The following is a 25,824-nucleotide window of genomic DNA, read 5'->3' as shown; positions in this document are numbered from 1 at the left end:
TCCTGCATCCTGCGGCGCGGCGCAGCGTCGCTAACGTCGAGCGCCCCCGTCGCGTGTCGGGCACGCCACGGCTCTGAATCGCCACGTCAGATTGTGGCCACCGATGACGACCGAGAAGCGGTCCTCTTCTACGCGGTTGGCCAAGCCGCGGGCGCCGCCGCAGACGGGGCGATCCCAGTAATCGAGCAGCACCACAGCCGTCGTGCCCCATTGTCGAAGCAACGGCCAGTCCTGATCGCGCCATCCCCACACCTGGCTGAATAAATAGAGCGGCACGGTGCATACCAGGAACGGACGCCACGCCACCAGCAGCGCATGGAAGTGCCCTTCTCGGTTGATGCGCCTCGTGTTGGCCATCTGCCACAGCGTGATCAGCATCATCGGCAGCATCAGCAGCACGCTCATCGCGGCCAACAGCGCCAGCCAACCCAAAGGCACGAGCACGGCGGTCAACAAGGTGACCGAGGCGGGAAACGCCGAAGGATCCTCACCGGTCCAGGCGAAGATGGTCTTGCGCGCCACGGACAGAGCCACGGCGGCCACGATGGCGGTGCCAACGGACGCCAGTCCGATGCGAAGCCCTTGGGCAGCGCCCCGGCGCACCCCCACCCGCGCCAAGTTCAGCACGTCAATCGCAGCCACCACCATCACGAACGTGCCGGCCGTAGCGGACACCACATCGACCACCATCCCCCGAGGCACGATGAGCATCAGCAGCACGGTCATCAGGCACAGCAAGGCCGCGAGATACCAGAGCAATCGAAGCCATGGCGGCCAGGCGTAAAGAGCGTCCGCTTCGGCTAAGGCGTAGCGCCAACGGCGTCCGGTGCGTTCGAGGCCCTCACGGCTCTGTTGCAAGAGGCCGCGCATCCGAGGCACCACTCGCCACAGCAACACGGCCACCGGCCCGCCCAAGAATACCGCCGCGCCCCACAGTCCATCGAGGACATGGGCCACGGCGAAGCCGACGGCCCATATCGCGATGAGCGAAAACCAGACTCGCGCGCGTGTACGGGGCTTCATTGATGCGTGCCCCGCCAGTGTGCGATGGAATGGTGTCGGTGCGGCCGTGCCGAAGTCTCCATGCGGACTATTGCACGCGATGTCCGCGGGCCGCGCAAGCGATGCTCGACACGTCAATCGCTCTGCGCTGACCTTGGTGGCGCTGGCTCGCACCACAGCGCGTCGAGACTCGCCTTGGCGGCCCGCAGCTGTGGCAAGCACCAAGTCGGCACCAGCAGATCCGACAAGCCCAGCAAACCTTGGCGATGGGATGACGTGGGGGCCGAGTCGGCCCGGAACAGCGTTCGGGAGCAGGCTTCGAACAGGCCTAACCCATCTTCGTGCAGCCGCAACTCGAAGAGCGGGTCGCCGACGTTCCGCACCGTCGGATAGGTGCGGTAGTAGCCGTCCGGGTCGCTGACCTGGGTCACCAGTTGATCGACAAGATCGGCCATCCGGTCTTGGGTGCGCACCACCACCAACGGCACCCCTGAGGTCATCACCCCGCCCCCTGGACCCGCGTATACCGCCCCGTCATGGACAAAGAACCGATTGAGCCCCCCTTCGCGGGAGCGATGGATGATGGATGCGGACGCCGCATCCTCGCCCGAAACCCCATTCACCCGGTACCGCTCGGCGAAATCGGGCCACGATCGCAATGCGGTCGCCAGCAAGGCCGGTTCGGAAAAGGACTCGCGATTTCCGTGGGCACACACATCGATGAACGCCACTTGCTCATCGGCCACGAGGCAAAACGCGAGCCAATCGGAGGGTTTTGAGAAGTATTGGACCTTCGGAATAGGGCCGTTGGGCAAATGGAAATGCAGAATGCCCCAGTCGGCGTAGAGCAAGTCCGTGCGGACGTGCCGTCGCGCGTCGCTGGTATCGTTGCGCAGGCGTAACCCGCGGCCTTGGTAAGGGTTCACATCGTGGCCGTGCTCGAACATCTTGACCAACCGATGCAATCCCGTCGCGGCCGCGGCCGGCAAGCGCACAGGAAAACGATCGGACGCCACCACGGTTCGCGGCATCGGCGCTACATGGCGCAGCCGAAAGTCCAACCACCGCATCACCGGCGAAGCCTGTTCAGCGACTTCGCGCTTGAACCGCAAGTCAAACGTCCCAACCAGGCTTTCGGCGATCGCTTCGACGGTGGCAGTAAATCGATTCACAGTCATGCGCGGCATACGAGAACAGGGGGGGGGCGCACTATCGCATTCGTGGTCCAGCCGAATGTCAACGATTTTGCACCGAGGATGTCCGCGCGTGACGCTTAGTCGGCGGCCGACGGTTCTGGCAGACCACATCGCAGCGGCCGCTGCCCCAGGCCTGCCCTGGCTCTAGGCCTGGGTCTGGGCGTGGCGGCACGGGTGCGGTGCGGTGGCGTCTCGCTCAAGTCTTTCTCGGCTCGGCCGATGTCGTTGTATCGCTTTCAAGGAGATTCGAACATGGACGATCCCCCGCTGCCCGATTCGGCCGCCCCCTCTCAGGCTGTACCGCACTGCTGCGGTGCTCCCACCGTCGCCTGCCCTTCCACAGTCACATGCACCGTGGCACCGCCCACAACGCTGTTTGCCAGCGTGTCGGAGCTGCTCAAGTGGTTGGCCGACCGGGCGACACCTCTGGCTGCGCTGACCATCGCCATCTCCGCGTTCTTGTGGGGGGACTTCCGTCGGGAATTTGGCGTGCCGGTGAGCTTTGCCAGTGCGAGTGTGCTCAGCGCACTGCCCGCTATTTTTGCGGTCGTGTGTGGTGTCGCCATCGTGCTGTTGTCCACGCTCCTCTTTCCTTCGCTCGTGCTCGTCGAGCCGATCGGCAAAGCTGGGCGACGTATGGTCGACCTGTTTGGGGTGTTGACGACCCCGCGCAGCGCTACAACGTGCTGGCGCCCAGGTGGTCGATGGCTACGTGTCCATTGGTGGGCATCGGCCATCCTGAGCGTCTTGGGTTGGGGCAGTGTCGTGTGGTGGAACGTTCTCCACCCGGATGACCCGGTGTGGCACGGCATCGTATGGATGGGTGTGCTGCTGGCGCTCGAGTGGCTGTGTGGATGGGGATTGGTCGCGATCGTTGGACGCCTGGGGTTCTTCTCGATGAAGGGCTTCGCACTGCTGTTGCTTGTGGCGCTGCTGATGCAGAACTACGTGGGCTTTGCCGTGCTGTTGGTCGTGCTGCAGGCGACGCCGAGTGCGGCAGCGGCCGACGTGGGCTTAGCGGTGGTGTGGATGTTTTTGGCGATGACGGCCATCGTCGGCGCGCAACTATTCGTTGGTCATAACGTTTTTCGGGGGTGGTATCCCAACGCCCTCAAACACATGGTGTGCTTCACCTTCGTGTTGCTGGCGGGCATCGGGCTCGTTCAACCGATGGGCGCACGCTTGGTGCACTTTGCCTTGGGGTCGACCTCGACGCCGATGCGGCTGTGCACCGTCTTCGTCTTGCGCGACGCGGAGAAAGATCCTGTTCTTTCTAAGCTGCTGGCGACGACGGGCGGCACAGAGACGGTGCCGTTCAATTTCGTCTTTCCGACCGACGCCCAGTATTACGTGCGTCAGAAGGGCGATCCAAAGACCACCTGGATTATCGATGCCAAGGTGGTGGTCGCGACCCAGGCGTGCCCGCCGGAGCCATCGACCGACAACCCAGAGCCGGCCAAGCCGACGAAGGTGCTGTTTCCCGCCCCCTAACCTGCGCCTTCACCGCGCAAGCGGACGGGCCTGGAGCATGGCCTCTACCTGCCGAAGGGCCAGTTCGACGAGGCGCACGCATCGATGGACTGAGCCGGACTGCCGACGTTGCGGGTCGGCGCCGATGTCGCTGCCGATGCTGCTCAGGATGCTTCCGTCGGAGCACGCCATAGTTTCCGCCAACCGTTGGTGGTTGGCGGGCTTCCCCTGCTCGACGAACCCACCATCGACACGCCTCATCCGTGACCCGTCGCACACGCTGACTGTCCATGCGGCGGCAGCTACCACAGCGCGCGACGCACCGAGCGATGGTTCATTCGCCTCGGTTGATCGCTCGCCCAGCGCTGTGTGAGGACGTCGAAAGCGATGCGATGGCGACTGTAGGGCACGACGCCGACGAGTCTGTCCGCGCATACAAGACACTGAGGGCCGACGCGCCCGACTCGTGCGTGGCCATGCAACGATGCGAGGCGACGACTCCTTCGCCACCGAAACGCGCGACGCTTTGGCGGTTGGCCCTGGCTCATGCATTTTGCTCACCCCGTAGGGCGCGTGGTTTCCGAAGGAAACTAAGACGCGCCCTGTCGAAGCTGTACAGGTGATTCAGCTTTCCCGGACCCGAGCATCAGCAGACCATCCGCCGTTCAACGTGTTCGGGCCATCGCTTTAAAACGACAGGCCACCTCTCGCAAGTGCTCCACTAAGTCTCGAACCTTCACCAGCTTGCCGCGTTTAGCGGGTAAAACAGCCTATCGGCGCGATACACCGGAGGCCTCGTGGCCAATGGGATTGTTGGATGGCCTGTTGGCGTGCCAGCGCAATGCGTCGATTACCAAGGACAAAACTGGCGCAATTTGCCTGCGGTTGGCGTAGTACAGATGGTAGCCCGGAAACGTCGGCCACCAGTCTTCCAGCACCGGTAGCAGCCGGCCGGCCTCAATGTGCGGCTGCACGGTGTCCAGCGGCACGAAGGCAACGCCCATCCCGTCGAGCGCCGCCTGAAGCATCAAAAAAGTGTTATTGAACGTGACCTGACCGTTTACGCGGACATTGACGGATTGTCCGTTCTTCTCGAAGTCCCAAGCGTACAAGCCTCCGTGCGTCGGCAGCCGAAGGTTGATGCAGCGGTGCTCGGTCAGATCGTGGGGCGTCTCGGGCCTCGGCCTTCCCGCAAGATAGCTTGGTGACGCGGCCACGGCCATGCGCAAGTCGGGCGCGAGACGCACGGCAATCATGTCTTTGTCCACGCGATCGCCTATGCGCACACCTGCATCGAAGCGGTGCGCCGCGATGTCGGTGAACGCATAGTCCACGCTGAATTCGATGTGGATGTCGGGGTACTCCTGCAGTAGGGCCAGCAGTCGCGGCCAAAGTACAGTCGTAATTGCGTGGTCGTGCGCCGTGATGCGCACCGTGCCAATTGGCTTATCGCGCAGCGCGACCAGCGAGCCCAATTCCAGTTCGATCTCGTCGATCCGGGGCGCCACCGCATCCAGTAGCCGTGAGCCGGCTTCCGTGGTGGAGACGCTGCGCGTGGTGCGGGTCAGCAACCGCACTCCCAGCCGGGATTCCAGGGACAGCATCGCGTGGCTCAACGCCGAACGCGACAGGCCAAGTTGTGCCGCCGCCCGGGTGAAGCTGCGCTCGCGGGCCACGGCGATAAAGGCTTGCAGGTCGCTGAGGTTCTCTCTTGCCATTGGTGAATTTCTTTCACTGATGTATATCGATTTTACGATATTCTCAATCAATGACGAGCGCAATATAGTTTTATGCGGGCCGTTTGTCGCCAGCTGAAGCGCGTTCTCGGATCCGTAAGCGATCGATACCGGTGCAAAGCGGGCCCATGGCGTGGTGACGCCAAGCGCGACCCACGCAGGAGGAAACCGATGCAGCTTTCCAGTGCATCTGTCGCTTTGCTATTGACATGGGCATGGGCTATCACGCCAGCCCATGCCCGAGAAGGGATGGCTGCGCCTCGGTCCGCAGCATTGCTCAGCTCGACAACACTAAACGATGGAACCACCTCCATGGACATCCGATTGACGATCGACGGACACATGCTTTCCGCGACGCTGGAGGACAGTGCTGCGGTCCGCGATTTTCTCGCCCTGCTGCCGTTGGCGCTGGACCTGGAGGACTACGCCGCCACCGAGAAGATCGCGCAGATGCCCACGAAGCTCTCCACAGCGGGGGCACCGGCGGGCATGACGCCCTCCATAGGCGACATCACCTACTACGCGCCCTGGGGCAATCTGGCCATCTTCTACAAGGGCCTTAACTATTCCGCCGGCCTGGTCAAGCTCGGTCGCATCGACGGCGACATCCAGGTGCTGCGCACCGCCGGTCCTCTGAAGGCACGTATCGAAGTGGCCGGATAAGACCGATTCCCCGCAACACCCAACCCTATTTGTTGAAAGGACCGCACCATGGAACTCAAACGCGCTGGATCTCAACCTTCCACCCAGGGCCCCGCCGAGTGGTTCACCGGCACGGTTCGCATCGATCCGCTGAACAACCCTCCCGCGCCAGCGCGTGTGTCGTGCGCTGCCGTCACCTTTGAGCCGGGCGCCCGCTCGGCCTGGCACACCCACCCGCTGGGGCAGACCCTCATCGTCACCGCCGGCTCGGGCTGGACGCAGTGCGAGGGCGAGCCCATCGTCGAAATCCGCGCCGGTGACGTCATCTGGTGCCCACCCGGACACAGACACTGGCACGGCGCCTCTCCGACCACCGCTATGACGCACATCGCCATCCAGGAGGCGCTGGATGGCAAAAACGTCGAATGGATGGAGCACGTCACTGACGAACAGTACCTTGCCGGCCCGCCAGGCGGTTGAGCCGTTTCACCTTCAAGAAAGGACCTCATCCACTCAGTTCTCCGACTTGCGTTGTGCGCGATGGGGATGCACGCCAGCTTAGCGCTGGCCGCCGAACCGCAGACCAATCCATCCGCTGGCGCACAGCAGATTACTCGCGCGGGCGACCAGGCCTCGATGGCCGGTCCCGCCGAATATTTCACCGGCCGCACGCGCATTGATCCAATCTGGTCCGCCGACAAGAACATCAACGCTTCCGGCGGGCTAGTCACTTTCGAGCCCGGCGCGCGTTCCGCGTGGCACACGCATCCGGCAGGACAGCGCCGGGTGGTGACATCCGGCGTAGGCCTGACCCAGGAATGGGGCAAGCCAGTGCAGGTCATCCGCCCCGGCGACGTGGCGTGGTGCCCTCCCGTCGTCAAGCACTGGCACGGGGCCGCACCCGATGCCGCCATGACGCACCTGGCCGTGACCGGCACCGTGGACAGCAAGAACGTGACCTGGATGGAGAAAGTGACCGATGAGCACTACAAAGCCCGCTAAGGCGCGCACAGCCCGCCCGCGCGTCGGTGCGCTGGCCATCACCCTGGGCCTGGTCACGGCATGGAGCCAGATCGCCCACTCGCAGGAGAGCAAGCCCATGAACCACACATCAACCAGCGCCCCCAGCGCCTCCGTCCCCCTCTCGGCCCGTCAGCAGGCGATTGTGTCCATTGCGGCCTTTGCCGCAGCGGCCGATGTGGCCAAGCTCAATGCCGCACTCAACCAAGGGCTGGACGCGGGCATGACCGTGAGCGATGCGAGAGAAATCCTGGTGCAGCTCTACGCCTACGCCGGTTTCCCGCGCAGCCTCAATGCACTGGGCGAGCTGATGAAAGTGCTGGAGGCGCGCAAGCAGCGCGGCGTCCGGGATGCGCCGGGGCGCGAACCCAGGCGCCCCATCCCCAAAGGCGACGCATTGCTGGCCGCCGGCACGGCCAACCAGACCAGGCTTTCGGGCGGTCCGGTGCAGGGGCCGCTGTTCGATTTCGCGCCCGCCGCCAACGAATACCTGCGTGCGCACCTGTTCGGCGACATCTTCGAGCGCGACAACCTGGATTGGCAAAGCCGCGAACTGGCGACCGTGGCCATGCTCTCGGCGCTGCCCGACGCCGAGTCGCAGTTGCAGGCGCACATGCGCATCAGCATGAACGTCGGCATCACGGCCGGCCAGTTGCGCCAGGTCACCCAGGTGCTGTCGTCTCGCGTGGATGCTGACATGGCCGGCCGCGCCAACAAGGCGCTGGATCGGCATCTGGCAACGCTTCCGAACGGCAAGCAGTAGCCCACTCGAATAGATAAAGGCATAAAATCTCATGTTCAAAGACAAAGTCATCATCATCACCGGCGCGTCGTCCGGAATCGGCGAGGCAACGGCCAAGCTGCTCGCCAGCAAAAGCGCCAAGGCCGGGCTTGGCGCGCGGCATGCAGACAACCTGAAGCGGATCGCCTATGAAATCAGACAGCACGGCGGCCAATCCGTGTACCAGGATCTGGACGTCCAAACAGCCTGACAACGAGGCCATCGTCAAACTTGCCAAGGACAGATATGGCCGCGTGGACGCCATTTTCTCAACGCCGGCCTGATGCCGACTTCGGCGCTGAAGAGCGACGATTGGCACCAGATTGTCGATGTCATTGTGAAAGGCGTGCTCAATGGCGTTGCGACGGTGCTGCCGGAGTTCCTTGCGCAAAAGTCCGGCCACGTCATTGCCACCTCGTCGGTGGCGGGCCTCAAAGCCTATCCAGGCAGCGCCGTCTATCGGCACGAAATGGTTCGTTCGTGCGCGACTTCATGGAAGTGCTGCGTATCGAGTCCGCCATGGAAGGCACCAACATCCGCACGGCGAGGATCTACCCGGCCGCCATCAATACCGAGCTGCTGGCGACCATCAGCGACAAGCAGTCGCTTGACCAGATGCAGGGCTTGTACGACACCTACGGCATTTCCCCAGACCAAATCGCCAACGTCGTGGCCTTCGCGCTCGATCAGCCCGACGACACCACAATCAACGAGTTCACAGTCGGCCCTGCCAAGCAGCCGTCGTAGGCGGAATGCGGAATGCCGTGCCGCCAGAAGAGCGACGCCGCACAGGCCATGCTTGAGGGGTGCCTCTGCGTATCATTAGCGTGCCTTCTAGCGGGCTTTCGCTTGGTCCTGACGTCTCCCGAGGACTTGGGCAATTCGGCGCCGCGCGCCGTCAACGGCCTTGATGCGCGCACCTGGCTGTCCTGCTGGCGTGTCGGGCCTGGACCGACGGGGTTCGGCACAAGCACATCGGGAGGCTGCAGCACATTCATCGCTTCTTTTGCCGCGTGATTCGAGCCCCCACCGCACTGCGGCGCTTTCGGATGCGATCCATTGCTGTCCAATCAAAGGCTGCCTCCGCATACTGCGTGTGCAACCTCAAGCCAAACGCTACCGCCAGCGCGTTCATGCGCGCCTTGCGTTCGGGCAGCACATTATGTTGATTGAGACCGATTTTTTAGCGTTCGCTTCACCGCAAGCGATACTCTAAGCGATACTTTGTTGACTAGATCCATTGTGCGAACAGGAGCGCAAGCCGCTGCCGTTCGTCGAACGTCCTCCACGACATCGACACTTCCCTTTCTGAGTCGGGTCAGTGCCCGATCGGGGCGCTGGCGCTTTCCTGGTGATGGGTTCCCAGGCGATCCACCAAGGCGGCGCTGGCCGCATTCAAACCGACCACTTCCACCTGCTTTCCCTCCTGGCGAAACTTGAGCACGACGCGGTCCAGCGCGTTGACGGCGGTCAGGTCCCAGAACTGGGCGCCTGTCACATCGACGCGGACCCAGACGATGTCCTCTTCCTTGAAATCGAAGAGTTCGCCAAACGCCTCGGCCGAGGCGAAGAACACCTGGCCGGTGACGGTGTAGGTCCGCACGTCTCCATCGGGAGGCACCGAACTGTCGACATCGAGCGCCTTACCCACCTTCTGCGCAAAGAAGACTGCTGAGAGGACCACCCCGGCGAGCACGCCCTTGGCCAGATCGTGCGTGGCGACGGTGACCCCGACCGTGCCCAGCATCACGACGCTCGACGCCGTGGGATGGGTCTTCAGACTCTTGATCGAACGCCAGTTGAAGGTGCTCAAGGACACCATGATCATCACGGCGACTAGAGCCGCCATGGGAATCTGACGGACCAGCGGCGCGCCGAAGACCACGAGGATCAGCAAGAGCACGCCTGCGACCATTGTGGACAGTCGCCCCCGTCCGCCCGATTTCACGTTGATCACCGACTGTCCGATCATCGCGCAGCCGGCCATGCCCCCGATAAAGCCGGTGACGACGTTGGCCACGCCCTGCCCCACGCACTCCCGGTTTTTGTCGCTGCGGGTATCGGTCATGTCGTTGACGATCTGAAGGGTCATCATCGACTCGAGCAGGCCCACCACCGCCAGGGTGGCCGCCGTCGGCAGGATGATCTTCAGGGTGTCGAGGGTCAAGGGAACATTCGGGAACAACAGGGTCGGCAAGGCATCAGGCAAAGCCCCCATGTCGCCCACCCGATGGATATCGAGATGGAAGAACATGGCTACGCCGGTCAGGACCACGATCGCCACCAAGGGCGACGGGACGGCACGGGTCACGTAAGGAAACAGGTAGATGATCGCCAGGCCGGCGGAGGTCATGGGATACACCAGCCAAGGTACCCCGATCAATTCTGGCAGCTGGGCCATGAAAATCAGGATGGCCAGGGCGTTTACGAACCCGGTCACCACGGACCGGGACACGAATCGCATGAGCGAACCCAGTTTCAATGCGCCTGCCACGATCTGCAGCAGCCCCGTCAGGACGGTGGTGGCCAGCAGGTAGGAAAGGCCGTGATCCTTGACCATGGTGACCATCACGAGCGCCATGGCGCCGGTGGCCGCCGATATCATCGCCGGGCGTCCGCCGGCGATCGAAATGACTACCGCCATGGAAAAAGATGCGTAAAGCCCGACCTTCGGGTCGACGCCGGCAATGATGGAAAAGGCGATGGCCTCGGGAATGAGCGCCAGGGCGACGACCATGCCGGACAGGACATCGCCACGCACGTTACCCAGCCACTGCTGGCGCAGATGCGAAAGAGTCTTCAACGGGATTCCCTCGGGGAGGCTGGACGCCTCCCGCACACAAGACACACGACAAAACACACCGCTCCGCTTCAGGGAGTGCGAGCAGACAGTGCCGGCGTTACGGTGGCGTGGTCAAGGCGGGATCCGGGCGGAGGACGACCACTAAGTGTATTCGATGATGAAGCACGAAACCATTGCAGCCCTGAAAGTGTCTCGCCGCCCGTGGACTTGGCCCCTAGAGTGTCAAGCGCGCCCCTCGCACACCGTACGCGCCACGCGACCGACCGTGAGGCCCTGCACCAATACGGAAAACACGACGACACCGTAGGTCAGGCCGAGAACCGTGTCGCGCCCGTCGCCACGGGCCAACGAAAACGCCAACGCCACCGAAATGCCTCCCCGCAACCCGCCCCACGTCAGCACGCGCCAGGAGCCTGCGGGCAACCGGAACAGCCCGGACAGCGCACCCACGGGCAGGCCCACCGTAAGCAGACGAGCGACGAGCGTCACGCCGATGGCGGTCACGATGGCAGCCACCAGCGAGGGCGACCAGTCGATCACGACGACTTCCATCCCGATGAGGACGAAAAGCACCGCATTGAGGATCTCGTCGAGCAGCTCCCAAAACATGTCCGTGTATCGCCGCGTCGTGTCCGACATGGCCCGAGCCCGCCCGCTGTTCCCCACGATCAGGCCAGCCACCACCATCGCCAACGGACCGGAGACATGCAGGTGCGTTGCCAGTGCATAGCCCCCCATGACCGCCGCGAGAGTCAGGAGTACTTCGACCTGGTACTGGTCGATGCTCTTGAGCAGGGCGTAAGTCGCCCATCCGAGAACAGCGCCGAAGAGCAATCCGCCGCCAGCTTCCTGCGCCAACAGCCACCCCGCTTCGCCCACCGTGGGAATGGTCCCGCTGGCCGCCACGCCCAACAGCAAGGTGAAGAGCACGACGCCCACGCCATCGTTGAAGAGCGACTCCCCGGCGATGACCAACTCCAGCGATTTGGGTGCGCCAATGGACTTCAGGATGCCCATGACGGAGATTGGATCGGTGGGAGAAATCAGCGCCCCGAACAGCAAGCAATCCATGAGCGGCACAGGCAGGCCCAGCATCGGCAAAAGCACCCACATCGCGAATCCAACCAGTACTGTCGAGGCGCAGGTGGCCACCACCGCGAGCAGTGCGATTTGCCCTCGATAGCGCTTGAGCGTGCCGAGATCCACATGCAGCGCTCCCGCAAAGAGCAGGAACGACAGCATCCCCTGCATGAGCACTTCCGAGAAATCGAGTGATTGAAGCAAAGACGATTCGTAAGCCTTGAGGCCATGATCCACGCCCAACGCGTGCAAGCCGACAATGGTCAGTGAAATAAGGAGCGCAATTGCCATCACCCCAATCGTGGCCGGCCAGCGCAGGACCCGGTGGTTCACATAGGCAAGAAGAGCCGTGACCACCAGGCAAATCGCCGCGATATCAAGCATGATCGTGCGTCCCCAGCAGAGCCCGGGCCGTTGCGCGCTGGGCCCCACCGGCCGAGCGCAAGGCTTCAAAGCGGCGAATGCGTCGGCGCACCTCGGCTGCATCGCCTTCGTTAGTAAGACTTCGCGCGGCGTCGGCGCCCACTTGCGCAATGTGCGCGTCGAGTACGGCCTTTCGGCCGGCGTCGGACTCGGCGGACAGTACCACCGTCAGCACATCGGTCAATTTGATCAACAGGGCTGCATTGCCCTGCGCATGTTGCCGGATCATGTGAAACATCACCGCACACAGGCTCTCGTAGGTCACGGTGGGCACCTGTAGCGCCACGCGGCCACCGCGAGAATGCACCCCTCCGGGCAAAGGTTTGCCGGCCAAGCCACACAGCGCAGCGCCCAGCCGGTCGAGCACGCTCATCGCGGTATGCGGATCGTTGATGCCCGGCGACAGCGCGCGGACGGCCACCTCCACCAACTGGCGCACCGTTTGCTCAACGTCACCGTAGCTGCCGCGCGATCCGCCCAGAGCGGTGGCTTGCGCGATGGCCTCGGCCGCGCCGTCCACGGGAACGGTCATGAGCGCTACGGGCGCGCCCGGAGCGATGTAGTCACCGCGACGCACCAGCAATCGCAGCGCCGTGCCGTGCTCCGCCGCCCAATCCGCCAGGCGGGATTCCTCCAATTGCTGAAGGTAACCGCTTCGGCCATCGATCACGGGGGTGGCGTCATCCCAGGCACGATCATTCAAGGGAGGCGAGGCGGAGGCGTCGACCACCCATGCTTCGAGCGCGTCAGTCACATCATCACTGACCAAAGCGATGACGGTATCGACATTGATGCGGGAGGCCATGTGCCCGACGAAATAGACCAGCGTTGCCACGCAACCAAACGCCAGCAGCATGCCGAACGACAGCGCCACATGGGGCGTGAATGCCCCTTCTTCCTGGGTACGCACGCTGCGCAACACCATCAGTGCATACGAAAAGGTCCCCAGAAAGGCGCCGAGGGTGAACTGATTGCCGCGGTCTCGCGTGAAGTTGCGCAGCAAGCGCGGACCCATTTGTCCCGCTGCCAGGGAAAGGGCCGCTATGGTGATGGAAAACACGGTGCCTGCGACGCCGATGGTCGAGGACGCGATGGCCCCCAACAAGGTGCGCGCTCCCGTGCCTCCGCCGTTATACAGCCAGGACGAACCGCCCACCGACATGGGGACCCAACCGCGGCGGTCCACCACTAACAGCGCCAAGGCCACACCGATGCCCAACAGCACCATCACGGCAGGAACGAGCCAGAATGACTCGCGCAGTTGCTCCCACCATTGCCGAATGCGTGCTTTCATGCGCTCCCCTTTGCAGCCATGACTGTAAGCGGGAAGGGGGCGGCTGCGCCAGCGTCGGCGCACGTCACCCGTGCCCACGTGGCGTCCACACCCACCGTGCGATCATGCCGCGTTCCTTTGCCACGAGCACCTCTCGGGTGCAACAAGGAGCATCCATGTTCGACTCGTTTCACCAGTGGGCCCTCCACGTCACCTTTCTCGGTATTCCCGCCTGGCGCTGGCTGGTCGGTGCCACCACCGCCGCAAGTGGCACCCTAGTCACCCTCACCGCCCTGCATCTGGCCGCGCGTGCCTTGGCCCAACGCCACCTTACCGTTGCGCGAGCCTTGGGCGTGGCGGCCACGCGGACGCGCTGGTGGCTCGTGCTCATCGCATTTCTCGTGCTTGGCACCCAGGCCCTCGGTCTGTCCGATCGAGCAAGTCGCTTCATCGGTTTGATCGGCACTGTCGCCATCGCGATTCAGGTGGGCCTGTGGGCCAATAGCTTGGTGCGCTCTTGGACGACCGGCACCTTGGCAGCCGAAGCGGATGGCGCGCACAGCCACAATCCGGTTGTACTGTCCATGATGAGCTGGTTTGCCCGCATCATGATCTGGACCACCTTGCTCTTAGCAGCCCTCAGCGTGGCAGGCGTCAACATCACGGCGTTCGTGGCCAGCTTGGGCGTGGGAGGCGTGGCCGTCGCGCTGGCATTGCAAAACATTTTGGGTGACCTGTTCGCATCCATGTCCATCGGGCTCGACAAGCCGTTTGAGATCGGCCAGTTCATCACCTTCGGCGATGTCGCCGGCACCATTGTGCATGTTGGCGTGAAGACCACCCGCATCAAAGCGATCAGCGGCGAAGAGATTATCATCGGCAATGCCGAGCTGCTGGGCAACACGCTGCACAACTATGCCCGCATGCGTGAGCGGCGCATCGTATTCGGCTTTGGCGTGACCTACGATACCGATGCCGACACGATGCGCGCCATTCCCGGCATGGTGCGCGCGATAGCCGAGGCCACGCCGGAGGTGCGCCTGGATCGGGTGCACTTCAAGGGGTTTGGAGAAAGCTCGCTGGATTTCGAGGTCGTGTACTTTGTCACCAATCCCGACTTCAACCGCTACATGGACGCTCAGCAAGCAATGAATTTGGCGCTCATGGAGGCATTCGTGAAGCGGCGCATCGAATTCGCCTTCCCCACCCGCACACTCCTATTGGCTGAACCTGTGGCGGTGACGCGCGCATCTGCGAAGGCCGTCGCGGCCAGCGAGGGATCCCCGGCCGCGTGAGATGCCTTGGCCGCGTGCCCATTGCAAGGACGTGCGATTTGGCCGATAAAAGGTCAGGGAGGAAGCGCATGCGCAGGCCAGTTGTCTACATCCATGGGTTCCTTGGGCATCTGCGTTTTCCGGAGCTGTCCACGGGGCTGTCTTCAAGCCGGGTCTATGCCCCCGATCTGTTGGGCTATGGGGCCTTTGCTGAAGCCCCAATCGGACACGTGAGCATCGCCCACCAAGCGGCGCATCTGAGGCAGTGGATTCAACGAGAGGCGGGGCCCACGCCTGCGGTGCTGGTGGCCCATTCGGCTGGGGCAGCCGTGGCCATCGCTTACGCCCACAACCACCCGGAGCGAGTCGCTGCCGTCGTCAGCGCCGAAGGGAATCTGGCACCCAGCGACGCGTTTCTCTCCTCGCGGCTTGCCCCGATGACGGTCGGTGGCGTGGAGGCTTGGCTCGCGGCGGCTCGACGCAATCCGGGCAGCTTGCTGGCCTCCGATGAGCACCGCTTGTCCAACATGGCGCTTGCCCGACTGAGCGAGTGGCTGGACCACCAAGGTGCCCAGACGATCCACGGAGCGGCCCGTGCCGTACTGATGGAAACCTTGCGCCCGGGCTATGCCGCCGATGTCATGAGCGTGATGGCTCATGTGCCGACCTTTCTCATCCATGGCGAGCGCACGCCGCTGGGCTTGGGCGTGCCTCCCCGGCTGCGCGAGCTGGCGGCGCAGGAGTTTGTCATCGCGGGCACGGGACACGCCATGGTCGTCGAGCGACCGGAATCGGTGGCCCATGTCGTCGCCCAGGTGCTTGCTCGCATTCAATGATCCATCCTGCCCTTGGTCGATGAAATGCCCCAAGGCAAGGGGTCTGGACGGGCTGCCCGGTGTCCACAGGCCCTGGGGCGTGGCACCTCGGCTGCACGCTGGCAGCGGGAGCGCGTGATTGTCCGGGCAACAGGCCCCTGCCCGAAAGCAGGGAGGCCATCGAGTTTCACTTCTCGCTCGTAAACCGATTAAACTGGCAGGCGCTCGGCATTCCGCCGTCATGTAGACCTCCATGACCCACGGCCCGTCCTTATTTGCTGCCGTGATTGAGCCTCACGCCATCGTCGCGGACGCCGTGGCCGATTTTTTGCGCGCACGCGGCTACGATGTGTTGGTGGCGACCACGCACACCGGCGCAGCGGCCTCCGTCATCGCACGCGAACGCGTCGAGTTCCTGATCGCCGCCGTCCCAGCCCCCGGGGAGGACCGATCCGGCGCCTACTTGGCGAAGGCCCGCCTCAAGAACCCAGGCATGGCCATCGTCATTATGCTTTCGGATCCAGACGAGCCGACCGAAGATGCTCCCCTGACGGCCGTTCGGTTGCTCAAGCCGTTTGACCTGGAGCAGTTGACGCGGGCGATCGATCAAGCCCATACCGCTGCTTGACTGCGGCAAGGCACGATCCCTCTGGCCTTCGCTATCGGTGAGATCCAGCACCGCCAACATGAGCCCAAAGTAGCCGCGGCGGAAGCTTGCCCCCGCACGTGCCCGGCTCGGACAATCAGGTAGCGGGATAGGAACACGTGTCGTCAGAATACACCCCTGTCACTCTTTACGGCGTCCCTGTGACTGCCGTCGGTGTCGATACGTCAACTTGCGGCAAGCAAGAGCCCACACGGCCCACCCCCTGGTGCGGCAGCGAGACGATGCCTAGGCGGGAGCTAACGCCTGGAGCGCGTACTTTTCAAAGGCTTGGGTAAGAACTCGCTCCATTTGTAGGTCGTCTATCGCCTGACGAGCCCAGATTTCGCTCGGTCATGGATGCGCAATAGGCGGCAAATCTGGCTCCGATGAGGGCTTAGGCCAAGCGCGGTCGTCCGCTTTCGCCTCTACAACCTTTGCCAAACTCGATGTGCTTGCAGCGCGGACCGGCGTGAGCGGCCTTCACAAGGCTGGTGCGACACGGACCGCTTCGCAATTCATTGCGGCATAACGGCATAACGGCAAGAGTTTCACGCGTGTTCCATGTAGCGCGGCGCAGCCTGATGGTTTCGCACTGCTGGAGCGCATCATGAGCAAGACGGTCGGCGACTTTCTACTGGAACGTCTGAGCGCATGGCACGTCCATCGCATCTATGGTTACCCGGGAGATGGCATTAACGGCATCATGGGTGCGATGGGCCGGGCTGCTGACCGGTTTGATTACATTCGAGTGCGCCATGAGGAAATGGCCGCCTTCATGGCCGGCGGCCATGCCAAGTTCGCGGGAGAAGTGGGTGTATGTTTGGCCACCTCGGGTCCCGGCGCTATTCACCTCCTCAATGGCTTGTATGACGCCAAAATGGATCACGTACCGGTTGTCGCCATCGTGGGCCAGCAGGCGCGCTCAGCACTGGGAAGCGACTATCAGCAGGAAGTTGACCTGCAGACACTGTTCAAGGATGTGTGCAGTTATGTCGAGACCGTCGTCAGCCCGGCACAGGTGCGTCATGTGATCGACCGCGCGTTTCGCATAGCGCAGGCTGACCGCGCTGTCGCCTGCATCATTGTGCCCAACGATGTCCAAGAGATGCCTGCGATCAAGAGCCCTCCGCGAGCCCATGGCAACGTGTATTCCGGCGTCGGAGAAGCGCCCGCCCACCCCGTGCCTTCGCAAGTCGAAGTCCAGCGCGCCGCCGATATTCTCAATGCGGGCGAGCGGCCGGCCATCCTGGTCGGTGCGGGCGCGCTGGGGGCGGGGGCCGAAGTCGCACTGGTCGCCGATAAGCTGCAAGCCGGCGTGGCCAAAGCCCTTTTGGGCAAGGCGGTCTTGCCTGACGCCATCCCCTACGTGACCGGGTCGATCGGCCTTTTGGGCACGAAGCCCAGCTGGTCCATGATGGACGATTGCGACACACTGCTCATGATCGGAACGACCTTCCCCTATTCCGAGTTCTTGCCCCAGGACGGTCAGGCGCGTGCGGTACAAATCGATCTGGCACCTCGGAATGTGTCGATGCGCTATCCGACGGAAGTCAATCTGATCGGTGATGCCAAGGACGTCTTGCGGCGCTTATTACCTCTGCTCAAACCTCGCAACGACTCGGACTGGCGCGAGCGCATCGAGGTCAACGTGCGCAAGTGGTGGCGGGCGCTTGAACTCAAGGCCCTGGAGCCGGCATCGCCCATCAACCCGCAGCGCGTATTCTGGGAGCTATCCAGGGCGCTGCCTGACCGTGCCATCATCACCGGGGACAGTGGCTCGCACACCAACTGGTTCGCTCGCGACATGAAGGTACGCGAGGGCATGATGGCATCGGTTTCAGGCAAGCTCGCTACGATGGGAAGCGGGGTGCCCTATGCCATTGCCGCCAAGATGGCCCATCCTGATCGTCCCGTCCTGGCCGTGGTCGGCGATGGCGCCATGCAGATGAACGGCAATGCCGAACTGGTCACGGTGAAGCAGTACTGGCGGCGCTGGTCCAACCCGAATTTCGTCGTGATGGTCCTGGTAAACCGAGACCTCAATCAGGTGACGTGGGAGCAGCGCGCGCTTGCCGGCGACCCCAAATTTGCCGCAGCGCAGGACGTGGAGGACTTCCCCTACGCGCGCTATGGCGAAATGCTCGGTTTCAAAGGTATCCGGGTCGAGCGCCCGGAGGACATTTTGGATGCGTGGGAGGAAGCTTTCGCCACACAGGGGCCCGTGGTGATCGAATTCGTGACCGATCCCAATGTGCCGCCGCTGCCCCCGCACATCACATTCGCGCAAGCGCGCGCGTTTATGACATCGATCGCTGCGGGCGATCCGAATGCCGGCAGCATGGTTCGACAGGCCCTGCGCGAGGTGTGGGCGGGCCTGGGTGCCTAGTTCAGTGCGTCCAGCGCGTAGGCCGCGTTGATGAGGCCCACATGTGAGAGCGCTTGCGGATAATTGCCGCAAGCGCGCTTTTCTCGCACGTCGTATTCCTCACTGAGCAATCCCAGATCATTGCAAAGCCGTCTCAGACGGTGCCCCAACCGTTGGGCGTCGTGCCGTCGCCGCTGGAGCGCAAGCACTTGCACCAACCAAAATCCGCACGCGGTGAAGGTCCCCTCGACTTCACCGACGCCATCGTCGAATGTGGCAGCGGTGTAGCGATACAGCAATCCCTCGGCCATCAGCTGGCTTTCGATGGCGTCAACAGTCGCTACAATCCGGTGATCGTCCGGCGGCAGAAAGCCGTAGAGTGGCAGCAAAAGCAAGCTCGCGTCCAGCGATCGCTCGCCGTAGGCGCTCACGAACCGACCTTCACCGGAGGAGTAGCCGTGCGTCAGAATGTCTGCACGGATGCGGTCAGCCAGACCGCGCCAACGTGTCAGCGGTGCGGACTGGCCAAACTCGAGGGCCGTGCGAATGGCGCGATCCACGCCTACCCACGCCAAGGCCTTCGACGACGTGTAGTGCTTGGGCTGGCCGCGCACTTCCCAGAGGCCATGTCCTGGTGCCTGCCATGACGCTTCGATGGCGTCGACCAAGGAACATTCCCAGTGCCATGCGGCGGGGTCAGGTGGAAGGCCGTGGCAGCGCGCTTCGTAGAGGGACGCCAAGACTTCGCCCGCGACATCGCCTTGATGCTGGGTTAGCGCATCGTTGCCCATGCGCACGGGTCGCGAGTCCCGGTAACCTTCCAGATCTTCGCACTCACGTTCGCCCGCAGCCTGATCGCCGGACGTCCGATAGAGCACCTGAAGGCGCTCAGGATTTACCGTGCGTAGCAGCCAATCTCGCCAACGGGCGGCTTCATCGCGGCATCCGGCCAGCGCAAACGCGCGGAGCGTAAAGCTGGCATCTCGGAGCCAGCAATACCGGTAGTCCCAGTTCCGCGTACCCCCCGGATGCTCGGGAAGCGAGGTCGTTGCAGCGGCGGCAATGCCGCCGGTCTCGCGGTCCATCAAGGCTCGCAGCACCATCAAGGAACGCTGCACCTCGTTCTCGAACAGAGACGCTGCAATCACCGGCGTGGCCCACGCTTTCCACGCCGCGAGCGTGCCCTCCGAGGTCATACCATCCGGCTGTGCAGCAACAACGGGGTCACCGCAGGTCAGGAAAAAGCGGCGCCGTTGACCGGCCGCCACATGGAAGGTCAGGTGAAAGCCGGTCGCGTCCCACACCCAGTCGTTTGCACCGAGGAGGTAAAGAGATCCGCCGGCCTGATCAATACGCCATCCCTCGGTCGTTCTGGCGGGCCCCGATCGGTCATGTGACAAGGGGATGCTCAACGCGCCCGCAACCTCCACCTGGCCTTCGACACCCACAATCTCACGCACCAACGTGGGAGTGGCTGTGTTCCAGGCGAGGTAATCCACGATGCCAAGCTCACCGTCCTCTGTGCGCACCCAAGATTGCAGCACCAAGGCGTCCGCAAGGTAATCGCGGGCATAACTCACGATCCGCTGGGGACGAAGTGACCATGACCCATCCTTCGGTTCTCCAAGCAATGCTCGAAAGGTGGGCGCGCTGTCAAAGTGAGGCCAGCACAGCCAGTCAACGGTGCCATGTCGATCGACCAGCGCCGTTGCGCGCCCATCCCCGAGGAGGGCATGCCCCTCAATAGTCGTCAACGCTCGGGTCACCGGCGGCGCCATAGCGCGCAGAGACCTAAGGCTAACCCGCCTGCAACGACAGCCAAGCTGCGGTCGCTCATGCGGATGGGGGCACGGCGCGATGTCTCCATGGTGAAGCTGCCCCGTGTGCGATGGCCCGGCATTGTTTCACGCAGGTTTCCGGAATGTGGTCCAACATGATCAGCACGCTGTTGTGCCTTAAACGCGTTGCGCGCCAGATAGCGGTCGAGCAGGCCTGGAAAAAACTTGTTGGCCACGACCGCGAGCACCGTCATGCGCCCGACGTACACTTCCCGTCGCGGATGGTCCACCGCCCAGACGATCGCACGCGCAGCTGCCTCCGGCGTATAGACCGGCGGGACAGGGCGCGGAGCGCCCTCGAGCGTCGATGCAGCCCAGTCAAACTGTGGTGTATTGAGTGCGGGCATCTGCACCATCGTCAGGCGAACCTGGCTGCGCTCATGCAAAAGCTCCGATCGGACCGCGTCAGTGAAGCCTCGAATCGCGTGCTTTGCGCCACAATAAGCGGATTGAAGCGGGATCGCTCGGTAGGCCAAGGCCGAGCCCACCTGGACCACGACGCCATTCCCGCGCCGGCGCAGATGGCGCAACGCCGCCATCGTGCCGTGTACGAAGCCGAGGTAGGTGACCTCGGTCACCCGGCGATAATCGTCGGCGGACAGCGCGGACAGTGGCGCAAATGCTGTCACCATCGCGTTATTGATCCACACATCGAAGGCGCCAAATCGCTGCATGATGGCATCCGCCGCCCGATCTACCGCGCGGGCATCGGCCACATCGACAGGATGCGTCATCACCTCAACGCCCCAATGCGCTTCTAGCTCCCGCGCAAAGGACGCCAAGGCCTCGCCATCGCGGGCCAGCAGCGCCAGTTTGGCGCCCCGTTGGGCAAAAGCCTCGGCGGTGGCGCGGCCCACTCCCGCAGATGCGCCGGTGATCACTACGGTTTGAGGACGATGACGTGTGGTCATGAGTGGCTCCCTAAAGTTCACCGCGGCTTGCCAGAGTTTGGATACGGTCGGCCGTGCGGCATGCGATCGCTTGAATGGTCAAGGATGGGTTGACCCCGCCAACGGTCGGAAACACCGATCCGTCGCAGACCCATAGATTCGGAATGTCCCAACTGCGGCAGTCGGCATTGACCACGCTCGCCTCCGGTGTTGTACCCATGCGGGCCGTTCCGTTCAGATGGCAGGTATCGTCGGTCTCGCGCCAGATCTCCTGGCCACCTGCGGCGGCCAGCGCTTGATGCATGAACCCCAATCCATGCGCGATGAGGTGCCGATCGTTCTCGCCCAACGAGAAGGTCACGCGCGGGATAGGTAGGCCCAGCGCGTCGGGCTCGTCGGCCAAGCTGACCCGATTGCGCTCGCTGGGCAAAATCTCGCCGACCATTTTGAGCCCAGCGACATGGTTGTAGCGCAGCATTTCGTCCTGCAGCGCTTGCCCCCACAGACCCCGGCCATTTTGCGCCGAGGACCACAGCACCGGTAATGGGCCTTGGCTCATGTATGCATATCCCCCAAAAAAGTCCTTATTGTCCTCGTAGTTCCAGTGTTCGGTCAGCGCAAGCGAGGGCGGCCCCTTGTACGAGCGGATCTCCTCCGGCATCACGCCCCAGACCGCCTGATTCGCTTGCACCATGAGATTTTTTCCCACGAGGCCAGAGGAATTGGCTAGCCCGTCCGGATAGCGATCGGTCGCCGACATCAACAACAGCCGCGGTGTCTCGATGGCATATCCAGCCACCACCACGTGCCGCGCGCGCTGGAACCGCCAGCGGCCCTCGCGGTGGTAGTGAACACCGGTCGCGCGGCCCGCCGCATTCATTTCGATGCGGCCCACCATCGCCAGATCCCGCACCTCGGCGCCGGCTTGTAGGGCCCGAGGAATCCAAGTGACCAGCACGCTTTGCTTGGCATTGGTGGCGCACCCGGACACGCAAAAGCCCCGGTAGACACACGGTTGCGCCAGGCCCGCAGGGGCCGAGAGCGTCGCCAGGGGCGTAGGCGTCCACGGGATACCCATCGCCTCGGCACCCCGGGCCAACACGTGCGCTGCGGCGTTCAGCTCGTGCTCGCGGTACGGGTATCGGCCCCGCGCAGGGCCCCAAGGATAATGAATTGGCCCGGCGATGCGCAGAGTTCGTTCGACTTCCGCGTAATAGCGCCACATTTCTTGCCACTCGATGGGCCAATCCACGCCATACCCGAGAAGACGGCGTGCCTTGAACCACTCTGGACGAAAGCGCAAGGACACCATGGCAAAATGCACCGTACTGCCTCCGACGGCTTTGCCCGAATTGTTGTGCCCGAGCTTGAGGGGATTGGCCCCATCAACCAGCCGTTCGTCGGTCCAAAAGAGTTTCCGCTGGTGGGTCTCGTCCGACGCAAACTCTTCAAGCGGCCGCCACCAAGCGCCCGCATCGAACATCACCACGCGGAAACCCGCTTCGGCCAATCGGCATCCCAGCGTGCCCCCGCCGGCCCCGCTGCCTACGATCGCAAAGTCAATCTCATCCGTGTCGCGATATTCCCGCATCGGGACCCAGGCGCCGGGCCGAATCACATCGGGCGCCCGACCGTCCTTGCCTCGCGGTGTTGCCAGTGCTTCAACGGACACGACGGTTCTGCCGTGCGACCCGTTCCGGATCTTCACCCGCTTCGATCGCCTCCCATGGGTCGCGCCGATCGGCTTGCAGACGCACATACCCGCGTGGGTTCGCGGGACCGCCAAAACCCATGTCGTTCCAAGCATGGGGATGCGCGTAGTACGCGCCACATAGATCGGGCAGCACGCGTTGCTTGAAAAACACCTCTGCGGGCATGCCCTTCCAAGCATCTCCCGTGAGCAGCCCCTGCTCCATCAGTGCAACGAGCGCCGTGCGCTGTTCGCTCGAAGCACGACTGAAAGCTACGCCGGAGATCTGGTTGGACGCCGCATTTAATGCAGAAAGCCCAATACGCCACGCCTGCTGGAGCGGCGGCAAACGCGCGTCTCGGTAGCCGTCACGTGCATCCATCGAAAGTCGCGCATCAACCAGCGCTGCCGTGGGTATCGGGGCGTGATTCGCATCGCGCGGCACCACGGTGTCGCACAACGCTTGAAGGATGGCCCATTCGGTGGCCGTGCAAAATCTCGCAGGGGCCGTCGGCCGCAACCGATCCTCGATGACTTGGCGGGTGATCGCATCCCACGATGGGCTGTTCCGCTTGGCCAGCACATCGTACCCAGGATATCGGGACACCTTCATGGCGATTGATCCAGTACGTCTAGCGCTGCCAGACCGGCAATGGACAAGGCGGTGAGTCCCGGTGGCGCGGGCACCGGCGGTCCATTGAAAAGGTTCTGACTCCAGTTCCGCCATCCGCCGTGATTGCGTGCAACGCCTCGGATATGGAATGCGCTGCCGGCCATTCCGAGCAAAGCGGTCGTCCGTAGGCCCCACCGTGCCAGCCACGTCGGATGATTCGCTACGCCAGCGTGGAGCAGGGCCACGGTTGTCAAGGGCGCAATGGTCACCGGCAAATACATCGCGCGATGTTGAAAGGCGCCGCGAAAGTGTAGGAGCGCGACCTCAGCGCAGGTGCCCGCCATACCCGTCGCCGACAGCAACGCGACCATGCGCCCAAGCCCGCTGGATGGCCGCCTGTGCATCGCCTCTGCGCTCACACCCAATAGTCCCGCCAGCATCAACGCACCGGGCGCACCCACGGGCGCGGCGTAAAAGAGGTTTTGCCAACTCCATCCGCCTGGTCGCTTGGTGATGTTGTAGAGATGGAAGCCCGTGCCGAGCATGCCGGTCGCCGCCACCGCGGCGAAAATCGAAGAACGCCAATGGCTGGGCTCGCTCCCTGAGGTGGCGCTGGCCGCCAGCGCCAGTGTTGCGGCGGCGGGAGGAAGGACCATGGCAGGATTGGCATACGATCCGCGGTAATGCTCCATGGCACTGTCGGTCAGGACTGATGTGGCCAAGAGCGCGGTCGCTTGACGCAACCGATTGTTCGCACCGAGCGCCGCAACGTTCTTCTTGCGCCGCGCCAAGGTTAGGCACAACGCCCCGCACGCGATGGCAGCGAGCGCCCTCATCGCACCCTCCATTGGTCGGCGTCGACCGGCGGCCTCAAGGTTAAGCCATGCCCCGGCTCGCTCCAGTTCGGCGCCATTTCACCGTTCCGCAGAGACGGCGCCCCATCGATCCATGCTTGCTCAATGCGCACATGATCAACGAACCACTCCACATGCATCAGGCCCGGCAGCGCGCAGGCGACATGAAGGTGCAGTGCGGGTGCGCAGTGCAACGATAGCGGTACATGGAACGCGTCTGCCAGCGCAGCGACGCGGCGTAGGCCGGTGATCCCTCCGCATCGCGTAGCGTCGGCTTGCAGGACGTCGACCGCGCCGGCGCGCAGCAGGCGAAGTGCATCGTCGGGGCGGTAGACGTATTCGCCAGCGGCGATGGCTACACCCGCCGGCACCGTTGTCACCAAGCGACCTAGGCCGTCCACGTCGTCCGAAGACACCGGCTCTTCGAACCAGATAACGCCTAAGCTGTCCAACTCATGTGCGAGCCTCGCCGCGTCTTTCCGCGCATAGGCGCCGTTGGCGTCCACCATGAGGGCTGCGTCGCCAATCGCGGAGCGCACGGCCTCCACGCGCGACAGATCTTTCTCAAGGTCGGCGCCGATCTTCATCTTGACGGCTCGGCAACCGTTCTCATGAACCCAGTCACCTAATTGCGCCTTCAGCTCCGACACGGTCATGCTGGTTAGGCCGCCACTGCCATAAACGGGCACGACGTCTCTCAGCGGCCCCAGTAGCTGAGCCAACGGCAAGCTGAGCCAGCGCGCTTTGGCGTCCCACAGCGCCACATCAAGGGCGGAGACGGCCATCGCGACCAAGCCGGGCTGACCAAGGTTTCGCGTGCGCTGCCAGCAAAGATCCCAGATCCGCTCGATGCCGGTCAGGGCTGCACCGCGAACCGCGGGACCTAACACCTCGTTGATAAGGTCCGCCGCTGCGGCACTTGCGTATGTGTACCCGAATCCGGCTAATGCGCCGCCGCGAACATGTACCGCGACCAAGGTGGTCGAGGCCCACCCGAGCGTACCGTCAGACTCGCGCTCGGGCGTAGGAACGGTCCACGCTTGCGCGTGGACTTCATCAACCGAAGGGGAAACAGCGACAGCCATTCGTCGACGCTAGCTGCGCTAACGTGGACAGGGCGTGGTCAAAGCGTACGAGGGTGGCTCATAGAAGGCAATACGAACGTAAGCTCCTGCGACTTGCTCTATTCCACGGCGGTGTCAACTTGAGCTGTGCGACGGCGTGAAGAGCGCGACAAGGGATCCTTTAATCTTGCTGGATTTTCGTTCACACCCCACGAGCAGGAGGGCACCATGACGGTCTTTTACCGAAAACTCTTTTCCGCACGTGGTGCGTGAAGTGGGAAACATCGTTAAGCATTGCTCAATGCATCGGGCAACCCCCTTGGACTGGGCAGAGGGGCCGGTTCAGGAT

Annotated in this window: 22 protein-coding genes and 1 pseudogene; 11 read left to right on the top strand and 12 right to left on the bottom strand. The window is 63.3% G+C overall.

The window, feature by feature from the left end:
• Positions 1-30 precede the first annotated feature (30 nt).
• Positions 31-1,023, bottom strand: a complete 993-nt coding sequence (locus JNG39_RS04280; protein WP_368309895.1) for a hypothetical protein — start codon at positions 1,021-1,023, stop codon at positions 31-33.
• A 113-nt stretch (positions 1,024-1,136) separates the two neighbouring features.
• Entirely contained in the window at positions 1,137-2,180 is a 1,044-nt protein-coding gene (locus tag JNG39_RS04275) for a hypothetical protein (RefSeq protein ID WP_368309894.1), read from the bottom strand.
• Positions 2,181-2,450: 270 nt separating this feature from the next.
• Here JNG39_RS04275 and JNG39_RS04270 point away from each other — a divergent pair, with 270 nt between their 5' ends.
• A complete protein-coding gene (locus JNG39_RS04270) occupies positions 2,451-3,689 on the top strand; it encodes a hypothetical protein (protein WP_368309893.1) in 1,239 nt (412 codons plus the stop codon).
• 749 nt (positions 3,690-4,438) lie between these two features.
• On the opposite strand, the gene JNG39_RS04265 is transcribed toward JNG39_RS04270, so the two are convergent.
• Positions 4,439-5,386, bottom strand: a complete 948-nt coding sequence (locus JNG39_RS04265) for a LysR family transcriptional regulator (protein ID WP_368309892.1) — start codon at positions 5,384-5,386, stop codon at positions 4,439-4,441.
• 330 nt (positions 5,387-5,716) lie between these two features.
• Between JNG39_RS04265 and JNG39_RS04260 the strand changes: the two genes are divergently transcribed.
• The 6 genes and pseudogenes from JNG39_RS04260 (at position 5,717) to JNG39_RS04235 (ending at position 8,594) form a co-directional block, all read left to right on the top strand.
• Positions 5,717-6,067: a cyclophilin-like fold protein gene (locus JNG39_RS04260; protein WP_368309890.1), complete on the top strand. Its 351-nt coding sequence runs from the start codon at positions 5,717-5,719 to the stop codon at positions 6,065-6,067.
• Between the two features lie 48 nt (positions 6,068-6,115).
• Positions 6,116-6,526 carry a cupin domain-containing protein gene (locus tag JNG39_RS04255; RefSeq protein WP_368309889.1) on the top strand — a complete coding sequence of 137 codons (411 nt, stop codon included), beginning with the start codon at positions 6,116-6,118 and terminating at the stop codon, positions 6,524-6,526.
• A 66-nt stretch (positions 6,527-6,592) separates the two neighbouring features.
• Entirely contained in the window at positions 6,593-7,048 is a 456-nt protein-coding gene (locus JNG39_RS04250) for a cupin domain-containing protein (RefSeq protein ID WP_368309888.1), read from the top strand.
• A complete protein-coding gene (locus tag JNG39_RS04245) occupies positions 7,026-7,829 on the top strand; it encodes a carboxymuconolactone decarboxylase family protein (RefSeq protein WP_368309887.1) in 804 nt (267 codons plus the stop codon). The genes JNG39_RS04250 and JNG39_RS04245 overlap by 23 nt, the downstream gene beginning before the upstream one ends.
• A gap of 31 nt (positions 7,830-7,860) precedes the next feature.
• Positions 7,861-8,247, top strand: a pseudogene (locus JNG39_RS04240) (SDR family oxidoreductase); the annotation flags it as partial.
• Positions 8,248-8,327: 80 nt separating this feature from the next.
• Entirely contained in the window at positions 8,328-8,594 is a 267-nt protein-coding gene (locus JNG39_RS04235; RefSeq protein ID WP_368310830.1) for a hypothetical protein, read from the top strand.
• A 571-nt stretch (positions 8,595-9,165) separates the two neighbouring features.
• On the opposite strand, the gene JNG39_RS04230 is transcribed toward JNG39_RS04235, so the two are convergent.
• The 3 genes from JNG39_RS04230 to JNG39_RS04220 all read right to left on the bottom strand — a co-directional run bounded on the left by JNG39_RS04230 (position 9,166) and on the right by JNG39_RS04220 (position 13,447).
• The gene (locus JNG39_RS04230) at positions 9,166-10,632 is read right to left on the bottom strand and encodes a SulP family inorganic anion transporter (protein WP_368310807.1); all 1,467 of its coding nucleotides are present in this window, start codon (positions 10,630-10,632) and stop codon (positions 9,166-9,168) included.
• Positions 10,633-10,872: 240 nt separating this feature from the next.
• Positions 10,873-12,114, bottom strand: coding sequence for a cation:proton antiporter (locus tag JNG39_RS04225; RefSeq protein ID WP_368309885.1), 1,242 nt, complete (start codon positions 12,112-12,114; stop codon positions 10,873-10,875).
• Entirely contained in the window at positions 12,107-13,447 is a 1,341-nt protein-coding gene (locus tag JNG39_RS04220) for a DUF2254 domain-containing protein (protein WP_368309884.1), read from the bottom strand. The genes JNG39_RS04225 and JNG39_RS04220 overlap by 8 nt, the downstream gene beginning before the upstream one ends.
• A gap of 155 nt (positions 13,448-13,602) precedes the next feature.
• On the opposite strand from JNG39_RS04220, the gene JNG39_RS04215 reads away from it, so the two are divergent.
• The 4 genes from JNG39_RS04215 (at position 13,603) to JNG39_RS04200 (ending at position 18,547) form a co-directional block, all read left to right on the top strand.
• A complete protein-coding gene (locus JNG39_RS04215; protein ID WP_368309883.1) occupies positions 13,603-14,721 on the top strand; it encodes a mechanosensitive ion channel family protein in 1,119 nt (372 codons plus the stop codon).
• Between the two features lie 68 nt (positions 14,722-14,789).
• Positions 14,790-15,536 carry an alpha/beta fold hydrolase gene (locus JNG39_RS04210; RefSeq protein WP_368309882.1) on the top strand — a complete coding sequence of 249 codons (747 nt, stop codon included), beginning with the start codon at positions 14,790-14,792 and terminating at the stop codon, positions 15,534-15,536.
• Between the two features lie 232 nt (positions 15,537-15,768).
• Positions 15,769-16,143 (top strand): hypothetical protein, encoded by a 375-nt coding sequence (locus JNG39_RS04205; protein WP_368309881.1) that lies wholly within the window; start codon positions 15,769-15,771, stop codon positions 16,141-16,143.
• A 625-nt stretch (positions 16,144-16,768) separates the two neighbouring features.
• Complete coding sequence (locus JNG39_RS04200) at positions 16,769-18,547, top strand: thiamine pyrophosphate-requiring protein (RefSeq protein WP_368309879.1); 1,779 nt, start codon at positions 16,769-16,771, stop codon at positions 18,545-18,547.
• Here the strand turns inward: JNG39_RS04200 and JNG39_RS04195 are convergent.
• Genes JNG39_RS04195 through JNG39_RS04170 form a run of 6 tightly spaced genes read right to left on the bottom strand, consistent with a single transcriptional unit; the run spans position 18,544 to position 25,496 of the window.
• A complete protein-coding gene (locus tag JNG39_RS04195) occupies positions 18,544-20,304 on the bottom strand; it encodes a glycoside hydrolase family 15 protein (RefSeq protein ID WP_368309878.1) in 1,761 nt (586 codons plus the stop codon). The two genes, JNG39_RS04200 and JNG39_RS04195, sit on opposite strands and share 4 nt — an antisense overlap.
• Positions 20,289-21,275, bottom strand: a complete 987-nt coding sequence (locus JNG39_RS04190; protein ID WP_368309877.1) for an SDR family oxidoreductase — start codon at positions 21,273-21,275, stop codon at positions 20,289-20,291. Before JNG39_RS04190 ends, JNG39_RS04195 begins: the two co-directional genes overlap by 16 nt.
• 10 nt (positions 21,276-21,285) lie before the next feature.
• Positions 21,286-22,926: a GMC family oxidoreductase gene (locus tag JNG39_RS04185; protein WP_368309876.1), complete on the bottom strand. Its 1,641-nt coding sequence runs from the start codon at positions 22,924-22,926 to the stop codon at positions 21,286-21,288.
• Positions 22,916-23,557, bottom strand: coding sequence for a gluconate 2-dehydrogenase subunit 3 family protein (locus tag JNG39_RS04180; protein WP_368309875.1), 642 nt, complete (start codon positions 23,555-23,557; stop codon positions 22,916-22,918). Before JNG39_RS04180 ends, JNG39_RS04185 begins: the two co-directional genes overlap by 11 nt.
• Positions 23,554-24,393, bottom strand: a complete 840-nt coding sequence (locus JNG39_RS04175; RefSeq protein ID WP_368309874.1) for a hypothetical protein — start codon at positions 24,391-24,393, stop codon at positions 23,554-23,556. Before JNG39_RS04175 ends, JNG39_RS04180 begins: the two co-directional genes overlap by 4 nt.
• Positions 24,390-25,496 carry an enolase C-terminal domain-like protein gene (locus JNG39_RS04170; RefSeq protein ID WP_368309873.1) on the bottom strand — a complete coding sequence of 369 codons (1,107 nt, stop codon included), beginning with the start codon at positions 25,494-25,496 and terminating at the stop codon, positions 24,390-24,392. Before JNG39_RS04170 ends, JNG39_RS04175 begins: the two co-directional genes overlap by 4 nt.
• Between the last annotated feature and the right edge of the window lie 328 nt (positions 25,497-25,824).

It is taken from the genome of Luteibacter sp. CQ10 (assembly GCF_040900725.1).
In the GTDB taxonomy this organism is placed as follows: domain Bacteria; phylum Pseudomonadota; class Gammaproteobacteria; order Xanthomonadales; family Rhodanobacteraceae; genus Luteibacter.
Note: the sequence above shows the minus strand (reverse complement) of the source record. Positions and strands in the feature narration are given on the sequence as shown.

Excerpts from the sequence above, each read along its gene's own strand:
- JNG39_RS04280 (WP_368309895.1), bottom strand. The coding sequence starts at position 1,023 with ATGAAGCCCCGTACACGCGCGCGAGTCTGGTTTTCGCTCATCGCGATA.
- JNG39_RS04275 (WP_368309894.1), bottom strand. The coding sequence starts at position 2,180 with ATGACTGTGAATCGATTTACTGCCACCGTCGAAGCGATCGCCGAAAGC.
- JNG39_RS04270 (WP_368309893.1), top strand. The coding sequence starts at position 2,451 with ATGGACGATCCCCCGCTGCCCGATTCGGCCGCCCCCTCTCAGGCTGTA.
- JNG39_RS04265 (WP_368309892.1), bottom strand. The coding sequence starts at position 5,386 with ATGGCAAGAGAGAACCTCAGCGACCTGCAAGCCTTTATCGCCGTGGCC.
- JNG39_RS04260 (WP_368309890.1), top strand. The coding sequence starts at position 5,717 with ATGGACATCCGATTGACGATCGACGGACACATGCTTTCCGCGACGCTG.
- JNG39_RS04255 (WP_368309889.1), top strand. The coding sequence starts at position 6,116 with ATGGAACTCAAACGCGCTGGATCTCAACCTTCCACCCAGGGCCCCGCC.
- JNG39_RS04250 (WP_368309888.1), top strand. The coding sequence starts at position 6,593 with ATGCACGCCAGCTTAGCGCTGGCCGCCGAACCGCAGACCAATCCATCC.
- JNG39_RS04245 (WP_368309887.1), top strand. The coding sequence starts at position 7,026 with ATGAGCACTACAAAGCCCGCTAAGGCGCGCACAGCCCGCCCGCGCGTC.
- JNG39_RS04225 (WP_368309885.1), bottom strand. The coding sequence starts at position 12,114 with ATGCTTGATATCGCGGCGATTTGCCTGGTGGTCACGGCTCTTCTTGCC.
- JNG39_RS04220 (WP_368309884.1), bottom strand. The coding sequence starts at position 13,447 with ATGAAAGCACGCATTCGGCAATGGTGGGAGCAACTGCGCGAGTCATTC.
- JNG39_RS04215 (WP_368309883.1), top strand. The coding sequence starts at position 13,603 with ATGTTCGACTCGTTTCACCAGTGGGCCCTCCACGTCACCTTTCTCGGT.
- JNG39_RS04210 (WP_368309882.1), top strand. The coding sequence starts at position 14,790 with ATGCGCAGGCCAGTTGTCTACATCCATGGGTTCCTTGGGCATCTGCGT.
- JNG39_RS04205 (WP_368309881.1), top strand. The coding sequence starts at position 15,769 with ATGACCCACGGCCCGTCCTTATTTGCTGCCGTGATTGAGCCTCACGCC.
- JNG39_RS04200 (WP_368309879.1), top strand. The coding sequence starts at position 16,769 with ATGAGCAAGACGGTCGGCGACTTTCTACTGGAACGTCTGAGCGCATGG.
- JNG39_RS04195 (WP_368309878.1), bottom strand. The coding sequence starts at position 20,304 with ATGGCGCCGCCGGTGACCCGAGCGTTGACGACTATTGAGGGGCATGCC.
- JNG39_RS04190 (WP_368309877.1), bottom strand. The coding sequence starts at position 21,275 with ATGACCACACGTCATCGTCCTCAAACCGTAGTGATCACCGGCGCATCT.
- JNG39_RS04180 (WP_368309875.1), bottom strand. The coding sequence starts at position 23,557 with ATGAAGGTGTCCCGATATCCTGGGTACGATGTGCTGGCCAAGCGGAAC.
- JNG39_RS04175 (WP_368309874.1), bottom strand. The coding sequence starts at position 24,393 with ATGAGGGCGCTCGCTGCCATCGCGTGCGGGGCGTTGTGCCTAACCTTG.
- JNG39_RS04170 (WP_368309873.1), bottom strand. The coding sequence starts at position 25,496 with ATGGCTGTCGCTGTTTCCCCTTCGGTTGATGAAGTCCACGCGCAAGCG.